Annotated in this window: 16 protein-coding genes; 10 read left to right on the top strand and 6 right to left on the bottom strand. The window is 70.9% G+C overall.

The genetic code is table 11. The annotated features are described in order from the left end of the window. Window positions 1–37 precede the first annotated feature (37 nt). The 5 genes from SK224_RS11620 to SK224_RS11600 are packed head-to-tail and all read left to right on the top strand — an operon-like array spanning window position 38 to window position 4,132. Window positions 38–919: an IclR family transcriptional regulator gene (locus tag SK224_RS11620; RefSeq protein WP_320434843.1), complete on the top strand. Its 882-nt coding sequence runs from the start codon at window positions 38–40 to the stop codon at window positions 917–919. After that, the gene (locus SK224_RS11615) at window positions 916–1,689 is read left to right on the top strand and encodes an NAD(P)-dependent oxidoreductase (RefSeq protein WP_320434842.1); all 774 of its coding nucleotides are present in this window, start codon (window positions 916–918) and stop codon (window positions 1,687–1,689) included. The genes SK224_RS11620 and SK224_RS11615 overlap by 4 nt, the downstream gene beginning before the upstream one ends. A gap of 59 nt (window positions 1,690–1,748) precedes the next feature. Then, complete coding sequence (locus SK224_RS11610) at window positions 1,749–2,270, top strand: helix-turn-helix domain-containing protein (protein ID WP_320434841.1); 522 nt, start codon at window positions 1,749–1,751, stop codon at window positions 2,268–2,270. After that, entirely contained in the window at window positions 2,267–3,517 is a 1,251-nt protein-coding gene (locus SK224_RS11605) for an MFS transporter (RefSeq protein WP_320434840.1), read from the top strand. The genes SK224_RS11610 and SK224_RS11605 overlap by 4 nt, the downstream gene beginning before the upstream one ends. 21 nt (window positions 3,518–3,538) lie before the next feature. Continuing rightward, window positions 3,539–4,132, top strand: coding sequence for a YdcF family protein (locus tag SK224_RS11600; protein ID WP_320434839.1), 594 nt, complete (start codon window positions 3,539–3,541; stop codon window positions 4,130–4,132). A 20-nt stretch (window positions 4,133–4,152) separates the two neighbouring features. Here the strand turns inward: SK224_RS11600 and SK224_RS11595 are convergent, their stop codons facing one another. From SK224_RS11595 to SK224_RS11575, 5 genes are all read right to left on the bottom strand, one after another. Beyond that, on the bottom strand, window positions 4,153–4,947 hold the full coding sequence (locus SK224_RS11595) for a MerR family transcriptional regulator (protein ID WP_320434838.1): 795 nt from the start codon (window positions 4,945–4,947) through the stop codon (window positions 4,153–4,155). Next, on the bottom strand, window positions 4,940–5,467 hold the full coding sequence (locus SK224_RS11590) for a VOC family protein (protein ID WP_320434837.1): 528 nt from the start codon (window positions 5,465–5,467) through the stop codon (window positions 4,940–4,942). Before SK224_RS11590 ends, SK224_RS11595 begins: the two co-directional genes overlap by 8 nt. Window positions 5,468–5,681: 214 nt before the next feature. After that, window positions 5,682–7,313 carry an AMP-binding protein gene (locus tag SK224_RS11585; RefSeq protein ID WP_320434836.1) on the bottom strand — a complete coding sequence of 544 codons (1,632 nt, stop codon included), beginning with the start codon at window positions 7,311–7,313 and terminating at the stop codon, window positions 5,682–5,684. Window positions 7,314–7,352: 39 nt separating this feature from the next. Beyond that, window positions 7,353–7,817: a MaoC family dehydratase gene (locus SK224_RS11580; RefSeq protein ID WP_320434835.1), complete on the bottom strand. Its 465-nt coding sequence runs from the start codon at window positions 7,815–7,817 to the stop codon at window positions 7,353–7,355. A gap of 103 nt (window positions 7,818–7,920) precedes the next feature. Continuing rightward, window positions 7,921–8,754 (bottom strand): hypothetical protein, encoded by an 834-nt coding sequence (locus SK224_RS11575; RefSeq protein ID WP_320434834.1) that lies wholly within the window; start codon window positions 8,752–8,754, stop codon window positions 7,921–7,923. Window positions 8,755–8,871: 117 nt separating this feature from the next. Between SK224_RS11575 and SK224_RS11570 the strand changes: the two genes are divergently transcribed. From SK224_RS11570 to SK224_RS11555, 4 genes are all read left to right on the top strand, one after another. Beyond that, on the top strand, window positions 8,872–9,315 hold the full coding sequence (locus tag SK224_RS11570) for a MarR family transcriptional regulator (RefSeq protein WP_320434833.1): 444 nt from the start codon (window positions 8,872–8,874) through the stop codon (window positions 9,313–9,315). A 257-nt stretch (window positions 9,316–9,572) separates the two neighbouring features. Beyond that, a complete protein-coding gene (locus SK224_RS11565) occupies window positions 9,573–11,204 on the top strand; it encodes an FAD-dependent oxidoreductase (protein ID WP_320434832.1) in 1,632 nt (543 codons plus the stop codon). A gap of 27 nt (window positions 11,205–11,231) precedes the next feature. Then, the gene (locus SK224_RS11560) at window positions 11,232–11,543 is read left to right on the top strand and encodes a metal-sensitive transcriptional regulator (RefSeq protein WP_320434831.1); all 312 of its coding nucleotides are present in this window, start codon (window positions 11,232–11,234) and stop codon (window positions 11,541–11,543) included. Between the two features lie 469 nt (window positions 11,544–12,012). Continuing rightward, window positions 12,013–12,441 carry a hypothetical protein gene (locus SK224_RS11555; protein WP_320434830.1) on the top strand — a complete coding sequence of 143 codons (429 nt, stop codon included), beginning with the start codon at window positions 12,013–12,015 and terminating at the stop codon, window positions 12,439–12,441. 1 nt (window position 12,442) lies between these two features. Here SK224_RS11555 and SK224_RS11550 read toward each other — a convergent pair whose 3' ends face one another. Next, on the bottom strand, window positions 12,443–13,801 hold the full coding sequence (locus tag SK224_RS11550; protein WP_320434829.1) for an aminomethyl transferase family protein: 1,359 nt from the start codon (window positions 13,799–13,801) through the stop codon (window positions 12,443–12,445). A 128-nt stretch (window positions 13,802–13,929) separates the two neighbouring features. Here SK224_RS11550 and SK224_RS11545 point away from each other — a divergent pair, with 128 nt between their 5' ends. Next, window positions 13,930–14,856: a LysR family transcriptional regulator gene (locus SK224_RS11545; RefSeq protein ID WP_320434828.1), complete on the top strand. Its 927-nt coding sequence runs from the start codon at window positions 13,930–13,932 to the stop codon at window positions 14,854–14,856. Window positions 14,857–14,904: the final 48 nt, after the last annotated feature.

The following is a 14,904-nucleotide window of genomic DNA, read 5'->3' as shown; positions in this document are numbered from 1 at the left end:
GGCGCGGGGTAGGGTCCCGGTAGCGGGAGGAGTCGCGATGGCGCGAGGATCGGCCGGCGAATCGGCTCTGCATCGGCATCTGCGGGTGCTCGACGCCTTCGACGCCCTGCATCCGTTCCTCACACTGGGCGAGATCGCCGCGACCGCCCGCATCCCGGTGTCCACGGCGCACCGGCTGGTCGCGGAGCTGACGCAGGAGGGGTTGCTCGAGCGGCTGCCGGATCGCACGTACCGCCTCGGCGTGCGGCTGTGGGAGTACGCCTCACGCACCCCCGGCGCGCTCGGGCTGCGCGAGGTCGCGCGCCCGTGGCTCGCCGCGGCGCACGCCCGCATCCGCCAGCACGTGCAGCTCGGGGTGCGCGCCGAGCTCGACGTGCTGTTCATCGAGCGGATGTCGGCCCCGGATGCGGTCGTCAACGCGACGCTCATCGGCGGCCGCATCCCGCTCCACGCCTCCTCGAACGGCCTCGTGCTGCTCGCGCACGCACCCGCCGGCGTCGTGGACGAGGTGCTGCGCAGCCCGATGCGCGCGTACACGCCGTTCACGATCACGGATCCGCGGGCGCTCCGCACCGAGCTCGCCCGTATTCGCTCCGAGGGCTTCGCCGTGGCATCCGGCCACATCCACCTCGAGTCGCGGGGCATGGCTGTTCCGGTGCGCGGGCCCGAGGGCGAGGTGTACGCCGCTCTCGGAGCCGTCGTGCCCAACGACGGCTCGCCGGCGGCGGCCGTTCTCGAGACCCTGCGCGTGGCGTCGGCCGGGATCACCCGCGCACTGCGCGCTCTGTACGGTTCCGGCCTCGACGACGCGGCCGTCGTCCACGGTCCGCGTCCGGATGCGGGTGTCTCGGCGAAGTCCTGGGCGTACATCGCCGACCTCGCCGAACGCGCGGACGCGGCACCGAAGGTCCGCACGTGACGCGCATCGCCGTCATCGGGCTCGGCGAGGCGGGGCGCCGCTATGCCGTGGACCTCTCCCGGGCGGGCGCGGAGGTCCGCGGCTACGACCCGGACCCGGGCGCCGACGACCCCGCCGTTCCCCGCGTGAAGACCCTCGCCGAGGCGGTGGCCGCCGCCGAGGTGACCATCAGTCTCGTGGGCACGCACGCCGCGGTGTCCGTGGCCGAGCAGGTGGCGCCGCTGCTGAATGCGGGCGCGCTGTACGCCGACTTCAACACGGCGGCACCCGAGGTGAAGCGCGCGGTCGAGGACGTCGCCGTGCGTACCGGTGTGCACATGGCGGATGTGGCCGTGCTCGCACCGGTCACACGCGCCGGCGCCGGCACGCCGCTGCTCGCGAGCGGTCCGGGCGCGGCCCGCCTCGCCGCGCTGCTGCGGCCGTTCAACGTTCCGATCGATGCGATCGACGCCCCCGTGGGAGCTGCCGCGCGGCTGAAGATCGTGCGGAGCGTCTTCATGAAGGGGCTCGCGACCCTCCTGATCGAAACGCTCACGGCCGCGGAAGCAGCGGATGCGGCGGGCTGGATGCGGGGGCAGCTCACGGCGGAGCTGGGGCCCGACGCCCCGGCCCTGGTCGAGCGTCTGATCACGGGGACCCACGCGCATCGCACGCGCCGGGAGCAGGAGGTGCGCGACGCGCTGGACCTGCTGGGCGAGCTGGGCGCCCCGGACGACATGACCCGAGGGACGCTGGCCTGGTTCGAGCGACTCGGGCGCGAGTCCGCCTGATCGACGACCCCCAAAGAGGCATTTGACGGTAGGGGCGGCCGCTGGCGACGATTGTCGTCGTGTCCGACCTCGATTCGCTGCGCGCGACAGCGCACCCCATCCGTCTCCGGCTGCTGTCGCTGACCACGGGCGCCGCGATGAGCGCCGCCGAGGCCGCACGAGACCTGGGCGTCTCGCAGGCGAGCGCCAGTTACCACTTCCGTGTTCTCGAGCGCGCGGGTCTGGTGCGGGTCGTCGAGGTGATCAAGGTGCGCGGCGGCGAGGCCAAGCGCTACCGCCATGAGTCATCCGCGCAGCCGTTCGACGTGGACGCACCTCACGAACAGCTCCCACTGGAGGACCGACAGCTGTACGTCGAGGCTCTGGTCGACGAGCTGCGCAGGCGCAGCTCCCTGCGCATCGACGGCCCCGCGCTGTCGACGGATGCCGAGCTCTGGATCGCGCCGGAGCTCTGGCGGCGGGTGGTGCACCACATCGGTCAGGCGACCACGGTCCTCCACGCGGGCGCCCAGAGACCCCGCACTCCCGGAACGGTTCCGGTCTCGATGACGCTGTCCATGTTCCCCCTGCGCAAACCGTGACCACCGGCACGGTCAGCGCACGCGGCGTCCTCCGGCACGCCGCGTTCCGGTGGCTGCTCGCCGGACGCACGGTGGGCATCGTCGGCAACGCGGTCGCGCCCATCGCGCTCGCCTTCGCCGTGCTCGATCTCACGGGCTCTCCCGCCGACCTCGGCCTCGTCGTGGCCTCCCGCTCGGTGGCGAATGTCGCCGTGCTGCTGTTCGGCGGCATCCTCGCCGACCGTCTGCCGCGCAGCGTCGTGCTCGTCTCGACGGCCCTCGCGGCGGCCGCGACACAAGCGACGATCGCCGCGCTCGTGCTGACCGGATCGGCGACCGTCGCCCTGCTGGTGATCCTGAGCGTGGTCAACGGCGCCGTCGCGGCGGTCAGCCTGCCGACGACGGCCGCGATGGTTCCCGACACCGTTCCGGCAGAGGCGCTCCGCCCCGCGAACGCCGTCATCCGTCTCAGCCTGAACGGCGGCACGATCGTCGGTGCCTCCGCGGGCGCAGCGGTCATCGCCGTCGTGGGAGCGGGGTGGGGCCTGGTGATCGATGCGGCGGCGTTCGCACTGGCGGCCGCGTGCTTCGCGCGGATCTCGCTTCCCCGCGCGACGAACCCGGGCGCGGGTGAGCGGTTCTCGGTCCTGACGGACCTGCGCCAGGGATGGGTCGAGTTCTCGAGCCGGCGCTGGGTCTGGACGATCGTGGCGCAGTTCGCCGTGCTCAACGCCGCCTTCGTGGGCGCCACGACCGTACTCGGGCCGGTGATCGCGGACGCGTCGTTCGGACGTGCAGCCTGGGGTCTCGTCATCGCCGCGCAGACGGCGGGACTGGCGATCGGCGCCGTCGTAGCCCTGCGCTGGCGCCCGCGCCACGCGGTGGGGATCGGCGTGGGTCTCATGGCCGTGACGGCGATTCCCGTCGCGGCATTGGGAGTACTGCCCGCGCTTCCCGTGCTCGTCGTGGGGTTCCTGCTGGGCGGCGTCGCGATCGAGCTGTTCGCGATCGCATGGGATCACGCGCTGCAGACGCACATCCCCCGAGCCGCACTGTCTCGCGTGTACTCGTGGGACATGCTCGGATCGTTCATCGCCATCCCGCTGGGCGAGATCCTCGTGGGCCCGCTCGCCGACCGCTTCGGCACGACCCCGGTCCTGCTCGGTTGCGCCGCGGTCATCCTCATGGCCACCGGCGCGGCCGTCGCCACGAGGAGCGTGCGCACCGTGCAGACGGGCGACCTCCCGCACGAGGACGCGACGGCGTGATCCGGCTCCTATCCTGAACACGTGCGTCCGCTCCGCTTCGCCCTGGCCGCCGCGACGGTCGCAGCGGTGACGGTGCTCGCCTTCGGCGAGGTGACCCATTGGCGTGCGAGTCGGCGACGCCTCGGCTCGCCATCCGCGCGGGGCACGGAAGCCATCGTGGTTCTGGGCTACGGCAACCGCGAGCCGCGGGCCAACCGCGAGAACCGCTATCGCGTGCGGGCAGGGCTGCGCTCGATCGACCCGACGGCGACTCGCAGCATCCTGGTGTTCTGCGGCGGGACAGTGGAGGGTCCGATCCCTGAGGCGGAGATCATGGATGCGTACGCCCGCGACGAGCTCGGCTATCGCGGAGCATCCGTGTTGGAGCCGGCGAGCAGGTCCACGTGGCAGAACATCGAGAACGCGATCCCCCTGATCGAGTCCGCCGACGTCATCAAGATCGTGTCGAACTCGATCCACGCGGAGCTGGCCCGCGGATACCTGTGGATGCTGCGACCCGACCTCGCCGCACGGCTCGCGCGCGGGGCGGACTATCGCTTCGGCGAGATCGTCTTCGTGAAGCCGGTCGCCGCGTTGCTCGGCCGCAAGAAGCTCCGCCGCCTATGTAGGGAGTGAGGGGCGCATCAGGGCGCGAGTCACTCCCACCTGGCGGTGTCGGGATCGAGACCCTCGCTGCGGGCACGGGCGTCGATCGCGCGGCGCAACCACGCGGCAAGACCGGGGCGCACGCCGTCATAGTGCGCGGTGAAGGCGGGATCCGCTTCGTACATGCGGCCGAGACAGACCTGCATGCTGCGCGTGAGCGGGAAGTACTGCGAGAAGACCTCGCGGTGACGGTCGACGAGCGCGTTCGCACGCTCGCTGCCCGGCTCGGCGTCGGCATCCATCGCGACCGCCAGCTCCGCGTCCAGCGCGCTGACGGTCTGCACGATGCGCGTCCAGTCCGCCGCATCCCGCTTCGCCGCGCGTTCCGCGTACTGCTGCCACTGGCCGGTGTCGCCGTACCGCTCGCGCGCCTGCAGCGGCCACCGCGGATCCCACTCGGGGCCGAACGCCTCCACCTGCTCGCGCACGGTGAGCGTGAGGCCGTTCTCGTACGCGTCGATCATCCGCTCGACGTCCTCGCCGCGACGCCGCAGCTCCTCGATGCGCTCCCCCAGCCGCGCGCGTTGCGTGCGCAGCACGTCGGCCGCCTCGAGCGCCGAGCCGTCCACGATGATGCGGATGTCCTCGAGCCCGATCCCGAGCTCGCGGTAGACGACGATGCGCTGCAGCCGCTCCATGTCGGCACCGGAGTACCGGCGATAACCGCTGTCCTCGCGGACGGAGGGCTTGGCGAGCTCGATCTCGTCCCAGTGGTGCAATGTGCGCACCGTGACACCGAGCCGGCGCGCCGCCTGCCCGACGCTGAGGTCGCTCCCGTCAGACATGCTCACCATTGTCGTCTTCCTCGACGCCGATACCGGCGGCGCGCAGAGCGGCCGTCGCTTCGCCCGACGCATCGAACGGCTTGGCCGCAGTGAACACGACCCGGGCGTTCTCGGGCGTCAGCACCTCGAGGTCGCGAGTGTTCCAGGTGGTGTCGCGGGGGCCGGTCATCGCTTCCGCATCCACGGCGCGGACCGCATCCGCGATGTCGTCGATCTGGCCCAGCACGCAGGCGAAGCTGACACTCATCTCCGGCGGCGCCTGCGCCGCGGATGCCGCCGTCACCAGGAGGACGTCCTGGAACGCCCACCGCCGCAGGTGCACGAGCTGCCCCGGAATGGCGAACAGCTCGAAGAAGCCGAGCCCGCGCGTCCAGAAGTCGACGGATGCGGGCAGATCGACCGTCGGGATCGTGACGAACATGGGCATGCCGTAGATCCCGCGGAACAGTTCCGGGGCGGCGGCATCCGGCCCGGGCGCGGGCACGAGGCTGATGTCGAAGGCGTGGAAGAAGTCGCTCATGGGACCACCGTGCGCCCTCACGCCGCGTGAGGGTCAAGTCGCCGGGCCACCACCCGTGAGCCCCACGCGCGCGAGACTGCATTCCCAGCATGAAATCACGGGTAAACACAGTGAGCTCGTGCCCGAAGTGCAGTCTCGCGGCAGAGGAGGCTCCGCGTCCGCGCAGCGGGCGTGAGGACCGTCTCGCGGCAGGAATGCAGGGACAGCGGCAACGTCAGTGCACGATGCGCATGGTGCCGGTCGGAGCATCGACGCCGCCGACCAGCGCCTGCAGCCCGGCCTTGAGCCGCGGCAGGTCGACCTTGCCGTGGGGGCTGCGCTCGAGGGTGTCGCGGATCACGAGGTGCCGCGGCTTCTTGTACCCGGCGAGGCGGGCGTCCAGATGCGTGCGCAGGGCATCGCCGTCGATCACCGCCCCGTCGGCGGGAACGACGACGGCGGTCACCACTTCGCCGTAGCGCGGGTCCGGCATCCCGAACACGACGGCGTCGCCGATGGCGGGGAAGGCGAGCAGCGCCTCCTCCACCTCCGCCGGATACACCTTCTCGCCGCCCGTATTCACGACGGAGCTCCCTCGGCCGAGCAGCTCGACCGTCCCGTCGCCGTGCGCGAGAGCCCAGTCGCCGGGCATGACGTGGCGCACGCCGTCGATGACGGGGAAGGTGGCTCGCGTCTTCTCCTCATCGCGGAAGTAGCCCTTCGGAAGCGTGCCGCGGAACGCCAGGATGCCGCTTCCCCCGTCGAGGTGCTGCACCTGCTGCAGGTGCTCGTCGAGCACGACCGCGCCCGGCAGCAGGCGCAGCTCGCCCGGGAGATCGGCGGCGGATGCGGTGACGTTGACGGCGTAGGGACCGCCCTCCGTCGAGGCGAGCAGATCGGTGATGACGATCTCGGCCCGCTCGTGGAACCGGCGCTTCACCTGGGCGCTGAGCCGCATCCCCGAACTGATGATCGAGCGGACCTCGCCGAAGCCCGAGACGCCCGCACGTTCGAGCGCGTCGACGAGCGGCCGCCCGATGGCGTCGCCGGCGATGATGAGGCGCGTGGCCCGCTCGTCGAGGGCGAAGCGCACTGCGGCATCGGCGTCCAAGCGCGCGGAGGGCAGGATGAGCACGGTGCCGCCGAGCACGAGGGTGTTCATCGACGTGAAGAGGGCCGTGCCGTGAAGGAACGGCGCGAGCGGAAGCGTGCGGGTGACCGGCGGGTCGGCAGCCGCAGCGACAACTTCAGCCATGGACGTCGGCACCTCGAGCCCTGCCGTGCCGTAGATGGAGTAGAGCTGCACCGAGAGGATGTCTTCGGCGGCCCAGACGACCGCCTTCGGCTTGCCCGTCGTGCCGCCGGTGTACAGGCGCAGCTCCGCCCCTTCGGGCGGGGTCGGGAGAAGCTCGTGCGGCGTGGCGACCGCATCCGTCCACGTCGTACCTGCGGCGGGCACGGGACTCGGTCCGTCGTCGATCACGATGAGCTGCGGTGCACGGTCCCAGCCCTCGAGCGCATCGCGCACCACATCCGCGAGCGACGTCGGGTACACGAGCACCCTCGCGCCCGAGTCCTCGAGCAGCGCGCGCACCTCGACCGCGCGGTACCGGTAGTTCAGCGGGACGGGCGCGATCGCGCTGGCGAAGCAGGCGAAGAGGGTCACGAGGTACTCGGGACGGTTGTAGAGGAGGATCGCGGCCGAGTCCCCGGGCCGGAGTCCCGCCTGTGCGAGATAGCCCGACAGGGCGCCCGCGTCGCGCGCGAACCGTTCGTAGCTCATCGTCCCCGTGGGCGTGATGATCGCGGGGCGGTCTCCGAACGCGCGCGCGACCTCCTGCCACACGTCGCTGTAGTGGCCTCTCATCCGAACCCCTTCGTTCGATGTCTCCCGCGTGGCGGCGCGTCAGTGGTAGTAGCGCAGCACCAGCTCCGCCACGCATGCGGGCTTCGCCGCATCCTCGACCTCGAAGGTCACCGGCACCTCGATCTGCACGCCCCCGGCGACCTCGCTCGCGGTGCGTACCTCTCCCGACACGCGGATGCGGCTGCCGACGGGCACGGGGGCGGGGAAGCGCACGCGGTTGAGGCCGTAGTTGACGCCCATGCCCGCATCCTCGACGTCGAAGACCTCCGCCATGAGCGGCACGACGAGGCTCAGCGTGAGCAGGCCGTGTGCGATGCGCGTGCCGAAGGGTGTGGCGGCAGCGACCTCGGCGTCGAGGTGGATGGGGTTGTCGTCGCCGGTCACGCGCGCGAAGAGGTCGACCTCGTCCTGCGTGATCTGCCGCCACGACGACGGTCCGAACGTGCGGCCGGCGGAACCGGCGAGATCGGCCATGGTGAGCATGAGTCGGGGGGATTCAGCCACGGTGTCCTCCTTGCGCATCGTCGCGCGTATTTCAGGATGCCTGAAACAGTAGAGGGTGCGTGGATATCCGTCAACACTCCTCACCACGCCCGCTGCCGCGGCGTCACCGCCGCGCGTCGAGCCGGTAGAGCATCCCGAGCTCCTGCGCTCTGGCCCGCTGGAGCGTCGCGTCGGAGATGATCCGGCGTTCCCGGAGCACGGCGAGGGCAGCGTCGCGGTCCGCCAGGATCGCCTCCCGCTCCTCGGCCGGCAGCGCCGCGACGCGACCGCGCATGGCATCGGCCTCCGCGCCCGTGCCCACTTCCGCATCCTCGCCCGGATCTGCGTCCGCATCCACCGTCGACCGCGCTTCGAGAGGGCGGACACGGAAGCGGACGAGCATCCCGAGAGCGGCCGCACCCGCCACCGCGAGACTGACGACCGCCCACAACCGCGCTTGACCCCCGCCCGCGATGGCATCGAGATCGACGACCGCCGAGATCATCGTCAGGGCGATGAGCGACATCGCGACCCCGACGAGGTGCACACCCCACTCGACCCACGTGAACCGCGCCCCGCGCACGAGCCACGCGACGAAAAGCGCCGCCTGGCCCAGCGCCCCGATGGTGAGACAGAACGCGGCGATCGGCAGCGACTGTTCGGGATCGATGAAGTAGTAGCCGAAACGGTCGCCGGACATCACCGCCACCGCCGTGATGGGAGCGAAGAAGGCCACCAGCAGGAGCACCGCGAAGAACATCAGCGCGAGCCTCTGCCGCGGCGACATCCTCGTCGATCGATCATGACGGCCGGCCATGACGACACCCTGCAGACCGAAGTGCTCGACGATCTCCGGATGCCGCTGAAATGCGGTCGCCTCGAGCTGAGTGAACTTCACCTCGGCCAACGGCGAGTGGTCCTGCGCCCACGAGCGCGCGTCGGCATGCAGATAACCCATGGTCGGGCACGCTATCAGCGCAGGCGCAACGCGCTCCACGGGGTGTGCGCGCCGTGGGCGACGGTGCGAGAATCCCGCCTCGGGTGCGCTAGCGTGATCGCCGCGGAGGAGGCCCGGATGTCGGCACAGCGAGGCAGTCTCGTCTACATGGTGAAGCAGCTCGAGCTCGCGTTGCGCCCCCGGTTCCTCGCCGCGTGCGCGGCGGCAGGAATGACGGGCGCGCAGTACACGGCGCTCACCGTGCTCCATCGACGCCCCGGCATCAGCAGCTCCGAGCTCGCCCGCCGCTCCTTCGTGCGCGCGCAGACGATGGCCGGGATCATCGACCCGCTCGTGTCCGAGGGCTTCGTGCGCCGAGAGAGCGACCCGGCGCACGGCAGGCGGATCCTGCTGTACCTGACGGATGCGGGCGCCGCCGCCCTCGCTTCCCTCGATCCGCAGATCGCGGTGGTCGAGGACCTCATGCTCGCCGACTTCGACGACACCGAGCGCGAGACGCTGGCAGAGCTCCTGCGGCGCGCCCGCCGATCGCTCGACGAGCAAGGCCACCGCCCCGCGTGAGCCCCGCGCTCTAGCGGCGGAAGAGGCGCCCGAAGAGCCCACCCTCGGAGGGCTGCGGCTCATGGCCCTCGCAGCGATCGCGCTTCGGCACGCCGCGCATCACCTCGTCGACGTGCTGCCCGCATCCCGCCCACGTCGTCTTGCCGCACGTACGGCACGTCACCTGTCGACACATCTGTCCTGCTCCGTTTCCTTTCGGGGCGCCGCTCTGTGCGGTCACTTGCCTTCACGATACCCCCGGGGGTATATTCTCACACATGAGGACGATCATCATCGGAGGCGTCGCAGCCGGCATGAGCGCGGCGACGAGACTCCGTCGGCTCGACGAGTCGCGGCAGATCACCGTGTACGAACGCGGTGCGCACGTGTCATTCGCGAACTGCGGGCTGCCGTATCACGTCGGCGGCGTGATCCCGGATCGCGCGTCGCTGTTGCTGCAGACGCCCGAATCACTGGCGAGCAGGTTCGCCCTCGACGTGCACGTGCGCCACGAGGTCGTCGAGATCGACACGGCGGCACAGACGGTGACGGTGCGTGACCTCGAATCGGATGCGGAGCGGATCGAGCACTACGACGAACTCGTCATCGCCACCGGCGCCACGGCCACCCCGGGTCCGTCCGCCGAGCACGTGCCCACCCACACGCTGCGCAGCATCGAAGACGTGGACCGGGTTACCGAGGTGCTCGATGCTGCCGGACCGTCGCCGCGCGTCGTGGTGGTGGGCGCCGGATTCATCGGGCTCGAAGCGGTCGAGAACCTCCTCGCGCGCGGCGCACAGGTGACGCTCGTGACCCGCGGCGCACGGGTGCTCTCTCCGCTCGACCAGGAGATGGCCGCCCCCATCCTGACCCTCCTCCGTGACGCGGGCGTCGATGTGCGGCTCGGGGTGACCGTCACGGGTGCTGCGCCCGGGCAGGTTCACCTCAGCGATGGGAGCACGGTCGACGCGGTCCTGGTGATCGAGGCGAGCGGCGTGCGTCCCGACCGGCGTCTCGCGGATGCTGCCGGCATCCGCCTCGGGCCGACCGGCGGGATCGCGGTCGACGCGCGCCACCGCACCTCTGCGCCGAAGGTGTGGGCCGTGGGCGACGGGGTCGAGAAGCGCGACAGCCTCGACCGAGCACCGACACTCGTGACGATGGCCGGCCTCGCCAACCGGCACGGCCGAGCGGTCGCGGACGACATCGCCGGGATCGAACCGGACGAGGCGGCGCCGGCTCTCGGCACCGCGATCCTCGGGCTGCTGGGCACCACGGTCGCGCTGATCGGCTGGAACGAACAGCGGCTCCGGGATGCAGGGCGCCCGCACCGCATCGTCCACACGCATCCCGCGTCGCACGCGACGTACTACCCGGGTGCGCAGCCGATGGCGATGAAACTGCTCGTCGATCCGGCGACCGACCGCATCCTCGGGGCACAGATCGTCGGCGGCGAGGGGGTCGACAAGCGCATCGACGTCATCGCAGTCGCGATGACGGCGGGACTGACCGCCACCGCGCTGTCGCAGCTGGAACTCGCCTATGCGCCGCAGTACGGTTCCGCGAAGGATCCCGTCAACATGCTCGGGTACGTCGCGGAGAACACTGCTTCCGGCGCCACGCGCACGCTGCAGTGGCACGAACTCGACGCCGCGCTCGAGCGAGGCGCGATCCTGGTCGACGTGCGCACACCGGCCGAGCACGCCGCGGGCGCGATCCCCGGGGCGATCAACCTGCCCCTGGACGAGATCCGCGCCCGGCACCGTGAGCTCGGCGACCGTGCGATCATCGTGCACTGTCAGGTGGGCCAGCGCGGGCACACCGCCGCACGGCTGCTCGCCCAGCTCGGCCACGACGTCCGTAACCTCGACGGCGGGTATCGCACCTGGGCCGCCGGAACCGCTGCCTGACCCACCATCCGTCACCGAGGAGACACCATGGACACCTCCCACCGCTCCCTGCACGACGCCCAGGCCGTGAAGAAGGCCGCCAACCGACTCAAGCGCGCGCAGGGCCAGTTGGCCGCGGTCATCGCCGCCGTCGAGAACGGCGGCGACTGCCGCGACGTCATCACCCAACTCGCCGCGGTCAGCAGCGCGATCGACCGCGCCGGGTTCGCGATCATCTCGACTGCCATGCGCGAGTGCCTCGCCGACGCTCCGGCCGACCGGGACGCGGCGGATGGGGATGCCGCCGAGGACCGGCTCACGGTGGAGGAGCTCGAGAAGCTGTTCCTCACCCTCGCCTAGGGCGCCTCAGCCGCCCGGGCACTCGCACGGGCTGCCGCTCCGGCAGGGGGCGAGGCGTTGCATGTCTCAGTTGTTCACGCATAGCGGGCGGTTCACGAGCACAAGTGAGACACGGATGCGTCGAGATGCGCTGCGTGTCTCAGTTGTGCAGGTTCGCGGGGCGATTTGCGTGCACAAGTGAGACACGGATGCGTCGAGATGCGCTGCGTGTCTCAGTTGTGCAGATTCGCGGGGCGAACAGGCGAAAGCGGCACACCGCGCGGGCCGCTCCCCTCCACCCCGACATGCGGCGCCCGCCGGACACTATGTTTGGCCTATGCGGCTTCGCTCACTCTCGGCTCCCGGTGTGGTTCTCCTGACCTGTGTCGCGTTGGCGGGGTGCGCCTCCGGCGCGAACGCGCTAGACGAAAGCGCGGAGCCCACTTCGGTTGCAACGAGCGAGTCCCCGTCGCCCTCGGCGGGCGAGGTTGTGGCTCTGGCGCAAGCTCAAGCATGGCTGGACGCCACCAACCTTCCCGCGGGAGCCGTCACTCTTGAGGGCACGCCCCCGCGGTTTGGCTCGTACACGAGCTGGCCCTGCGGACCGTACGCAGAGGCGAAGGGCTATTGGCTGGTCCCCGCCACGACGGTCGCGGATGCCGGCAACTGGCTGCTCGAGAATCCACCGGCCGGCCTCATCACCACCCACTTCTGGCCGCTGGCCGAGGACGGCCCCGGCTCCGATTCGGCGATCATCGGCTACATCCCCACCGAGGGCGCGCAAGAAGGTGTCGTCTACACGCTGACGAAGGTGGACACGGACGTTGCCATCCGCGCAGAGGTCGCCGCTCAAACGGACACCGCCACCTGCCCACCCCTGCCCGAGGGCGGCATGTACGGAGCTCCCGGGCAGGGCTAGTTCACCCCGCGCGGTAGTTCTCCCGGGCGAAGCGGGAGTACGGCGCGGGGGCGACCGTCGCGCGGATCTCCACCTGCCGGTGCCGCTCGACGGCGGGTTTCGCCGAGTTGGGATCCTCGCCCCAGGTCAGCACCACCTCGGTCCCGGGTTCGGCGTGCGATGCGGCGATGCTCGCGAGCGACACGAAGGCCTGCTCGTTCGTGATGTAGCCGCAGTCGTGCGAGATGCCCACATCCACGCCGTCGGCGCGCACGCGATCGACCTGATACAGGCCGTACCGCGCCTTCGGGAAGTCGATGTACTTCGCCGGCAGCCCGTCTTCGACGAGGGAGCGTTGCGCGGCGGCGAGGTCGTCGGGGTTCCAGACCAGGGTCACCTTCACGCGCTGCTCGCCCGCCGCATGCGCTTCGAGCGCGGCGCGGCCGATGAAGTCGTGATCGAAGGCGACGCTGCGCCCGTAGCCGAGGTCGTACGGCGTGAGGTAGTAGTCCTCGATGCGGTCGGACACGAAGCTGCCGGCGAGGGAGCCCAGACGGGCGGCGGGCAGCCACGCGAGGTAGTCGTCCATCTGCGCGCCCGAGAAGATCGCGGGCAGCGGCGAGGGGACCCACGCCGACTCGAGGTTCGCCGACGAGTAGGCCTTCGCCCCCACGAGCACCAGGTCGAACTCCTCCCCCGCCGCGATGATCGCTTCGCGGATGCGGGCGCCGTCGACCCACGGCCCGAACAGCTCGAATCCGGGCTGGCCGGCCATGCCGTGCCGCAGCGAGCGAACGGTGACGCCGGCGATGTCGAACGTGGCCATGCCGAAGAACTTCGTGGGCGGTACGGGAGCACCGGTCAGCTTCTCCATGAGGGCGAGCGCGTGCGGGCCCTGCAACTCGTAGCGATAGAACACGGGGTCGACGCCGGGCGCGCGCATGAGCGTGTTCGCGTCGCGCTCGAACGTGACGTCGTAGTCGCCGGTCTCACCGATGAACTGCACCCAGTCGAGCACCATGTACCAGCCCACGAGGTCGTACACCTGCTCCTCGAGGTGGAACAGGATCGCGTCGCCGATGAGATAGCCCTCGTGGTTGACCGCGATGAACTGCTTCGCCGCATCCACCGGGAACCGGGCGAACGAGTTGACGCCGGTATCGCTCAGCAGCCGCAGCGCATCGGGCCCTGAGATGAACAGGTCGGTCATGTGGTGCGACTGATCCAGCAACGCCACGCTCTCGCGCCACGACCGCTGCTCACTGCGCCAGTTGCTGAATTCCGGCGTCACCGGGAAGATCGTCGGCTTGCTCTGTGCGTTGCGCAGCAGATCCACCGGGCTCCCCGCGCGGGCGATGGCGTCGAAAGCGGATGCGGACATGTGAACTCCCTCGTTCGGACGGGCGGCCGTGCCCGCATCCACAGGTTAAGAACCCGACGGCATCGACAGGGCGTATCTCGATTACCGATACTTATGCGGAGGCAAGGAAGCCTCAGTCGGGAGCAGCCGTGGATCTCAACCTCATCCGCGTGTTCGTGGCGATCGCCGAGACGCGGAGTCTCACGAGCGCCGCGCGTCGCCTCTACGTCACCCAGCCCGCGGTGAGCCAGGCCCTGGGGCGCTTGCGGCGCGAGCTGGACGACCCGCTGTTCCGACGCGTCGGCCGCGTGATGGAGCCCACCCCGTTGGCGGCCAGCGTCTACCCAGGGTTCCGCGACGCCCTCGCCGCCGTCGACCGCACTCTCGACGGCGTGCACCGCTTCGCCCCCGCCGACTCCGACCGCACCTTCCGCATCGCGCTGTCCGAGCTCGGCGAGATCGGGTGGCTTCCCGCGATCGTGCGTGCGGTGGGTGCCGAGGCGCCCCGGATGCGGATCGAGGTCGTGCCGATGGACGTGGCCGCCCTCCCGGATTGGCTGGGCCGCGGCGTCGTCGATCTCGCGGTGACGCCCTCCCACGTGCCGGGCCCCTTCGGGCGGACGGTGCTGAAGTCGCAGGGCTACGGCGTGGCGATGTCGGCCGCGCATCCACTGGCCGACGAGCCGCTCACGCTCGACGCGTACGCCGCCGCATCCCACGTCGCCGTCGCCAGCGACTCCGGCGCACCCGCCCTCGAGCGCGCACGCAGCGCGCACGGGATCGAGGTCGACGCCCGCATCGCCGTGAACCACCTGGCGTCGCTTCCGCCGCTTCTCGCGCGCAGTCGCGATCTCGTCGCGACGCTGCCGGACACGATCGCGCTCGGGTGGAGCCAGACGTGGCCGCTCGTGGTGCGCCCGCTGCCGTTCGAGATGCCGCCCTTGGAGATCGCGCTCTACCGGCGGTCGAGCTCCCAGCATCCCGCCGCGCTCGACTGGCTCTTCGAGACCGTCGCCCGCGCGATCCGCGGCTCCTCCGGACGGTTCGAGGCCATCCACGGCGAGAGGACGGCCTGACCTGCGTGACGCCCCCAGCACAGTGGGGGCGTCACGCAGGCACCGGAG

This window comes from Microbacterium sp. BG28 (genome assembly GCF_034044005.1).
Taxonomy (GTDB): domain Bacteria; phylum Actinomycetota; class Actinomycetes; order Actinomycetales; family Microbacteriaceae; genus Microbacterium.
This window is presented reverse-complemented; position numbering and strand designations above follow the sequence as displayed.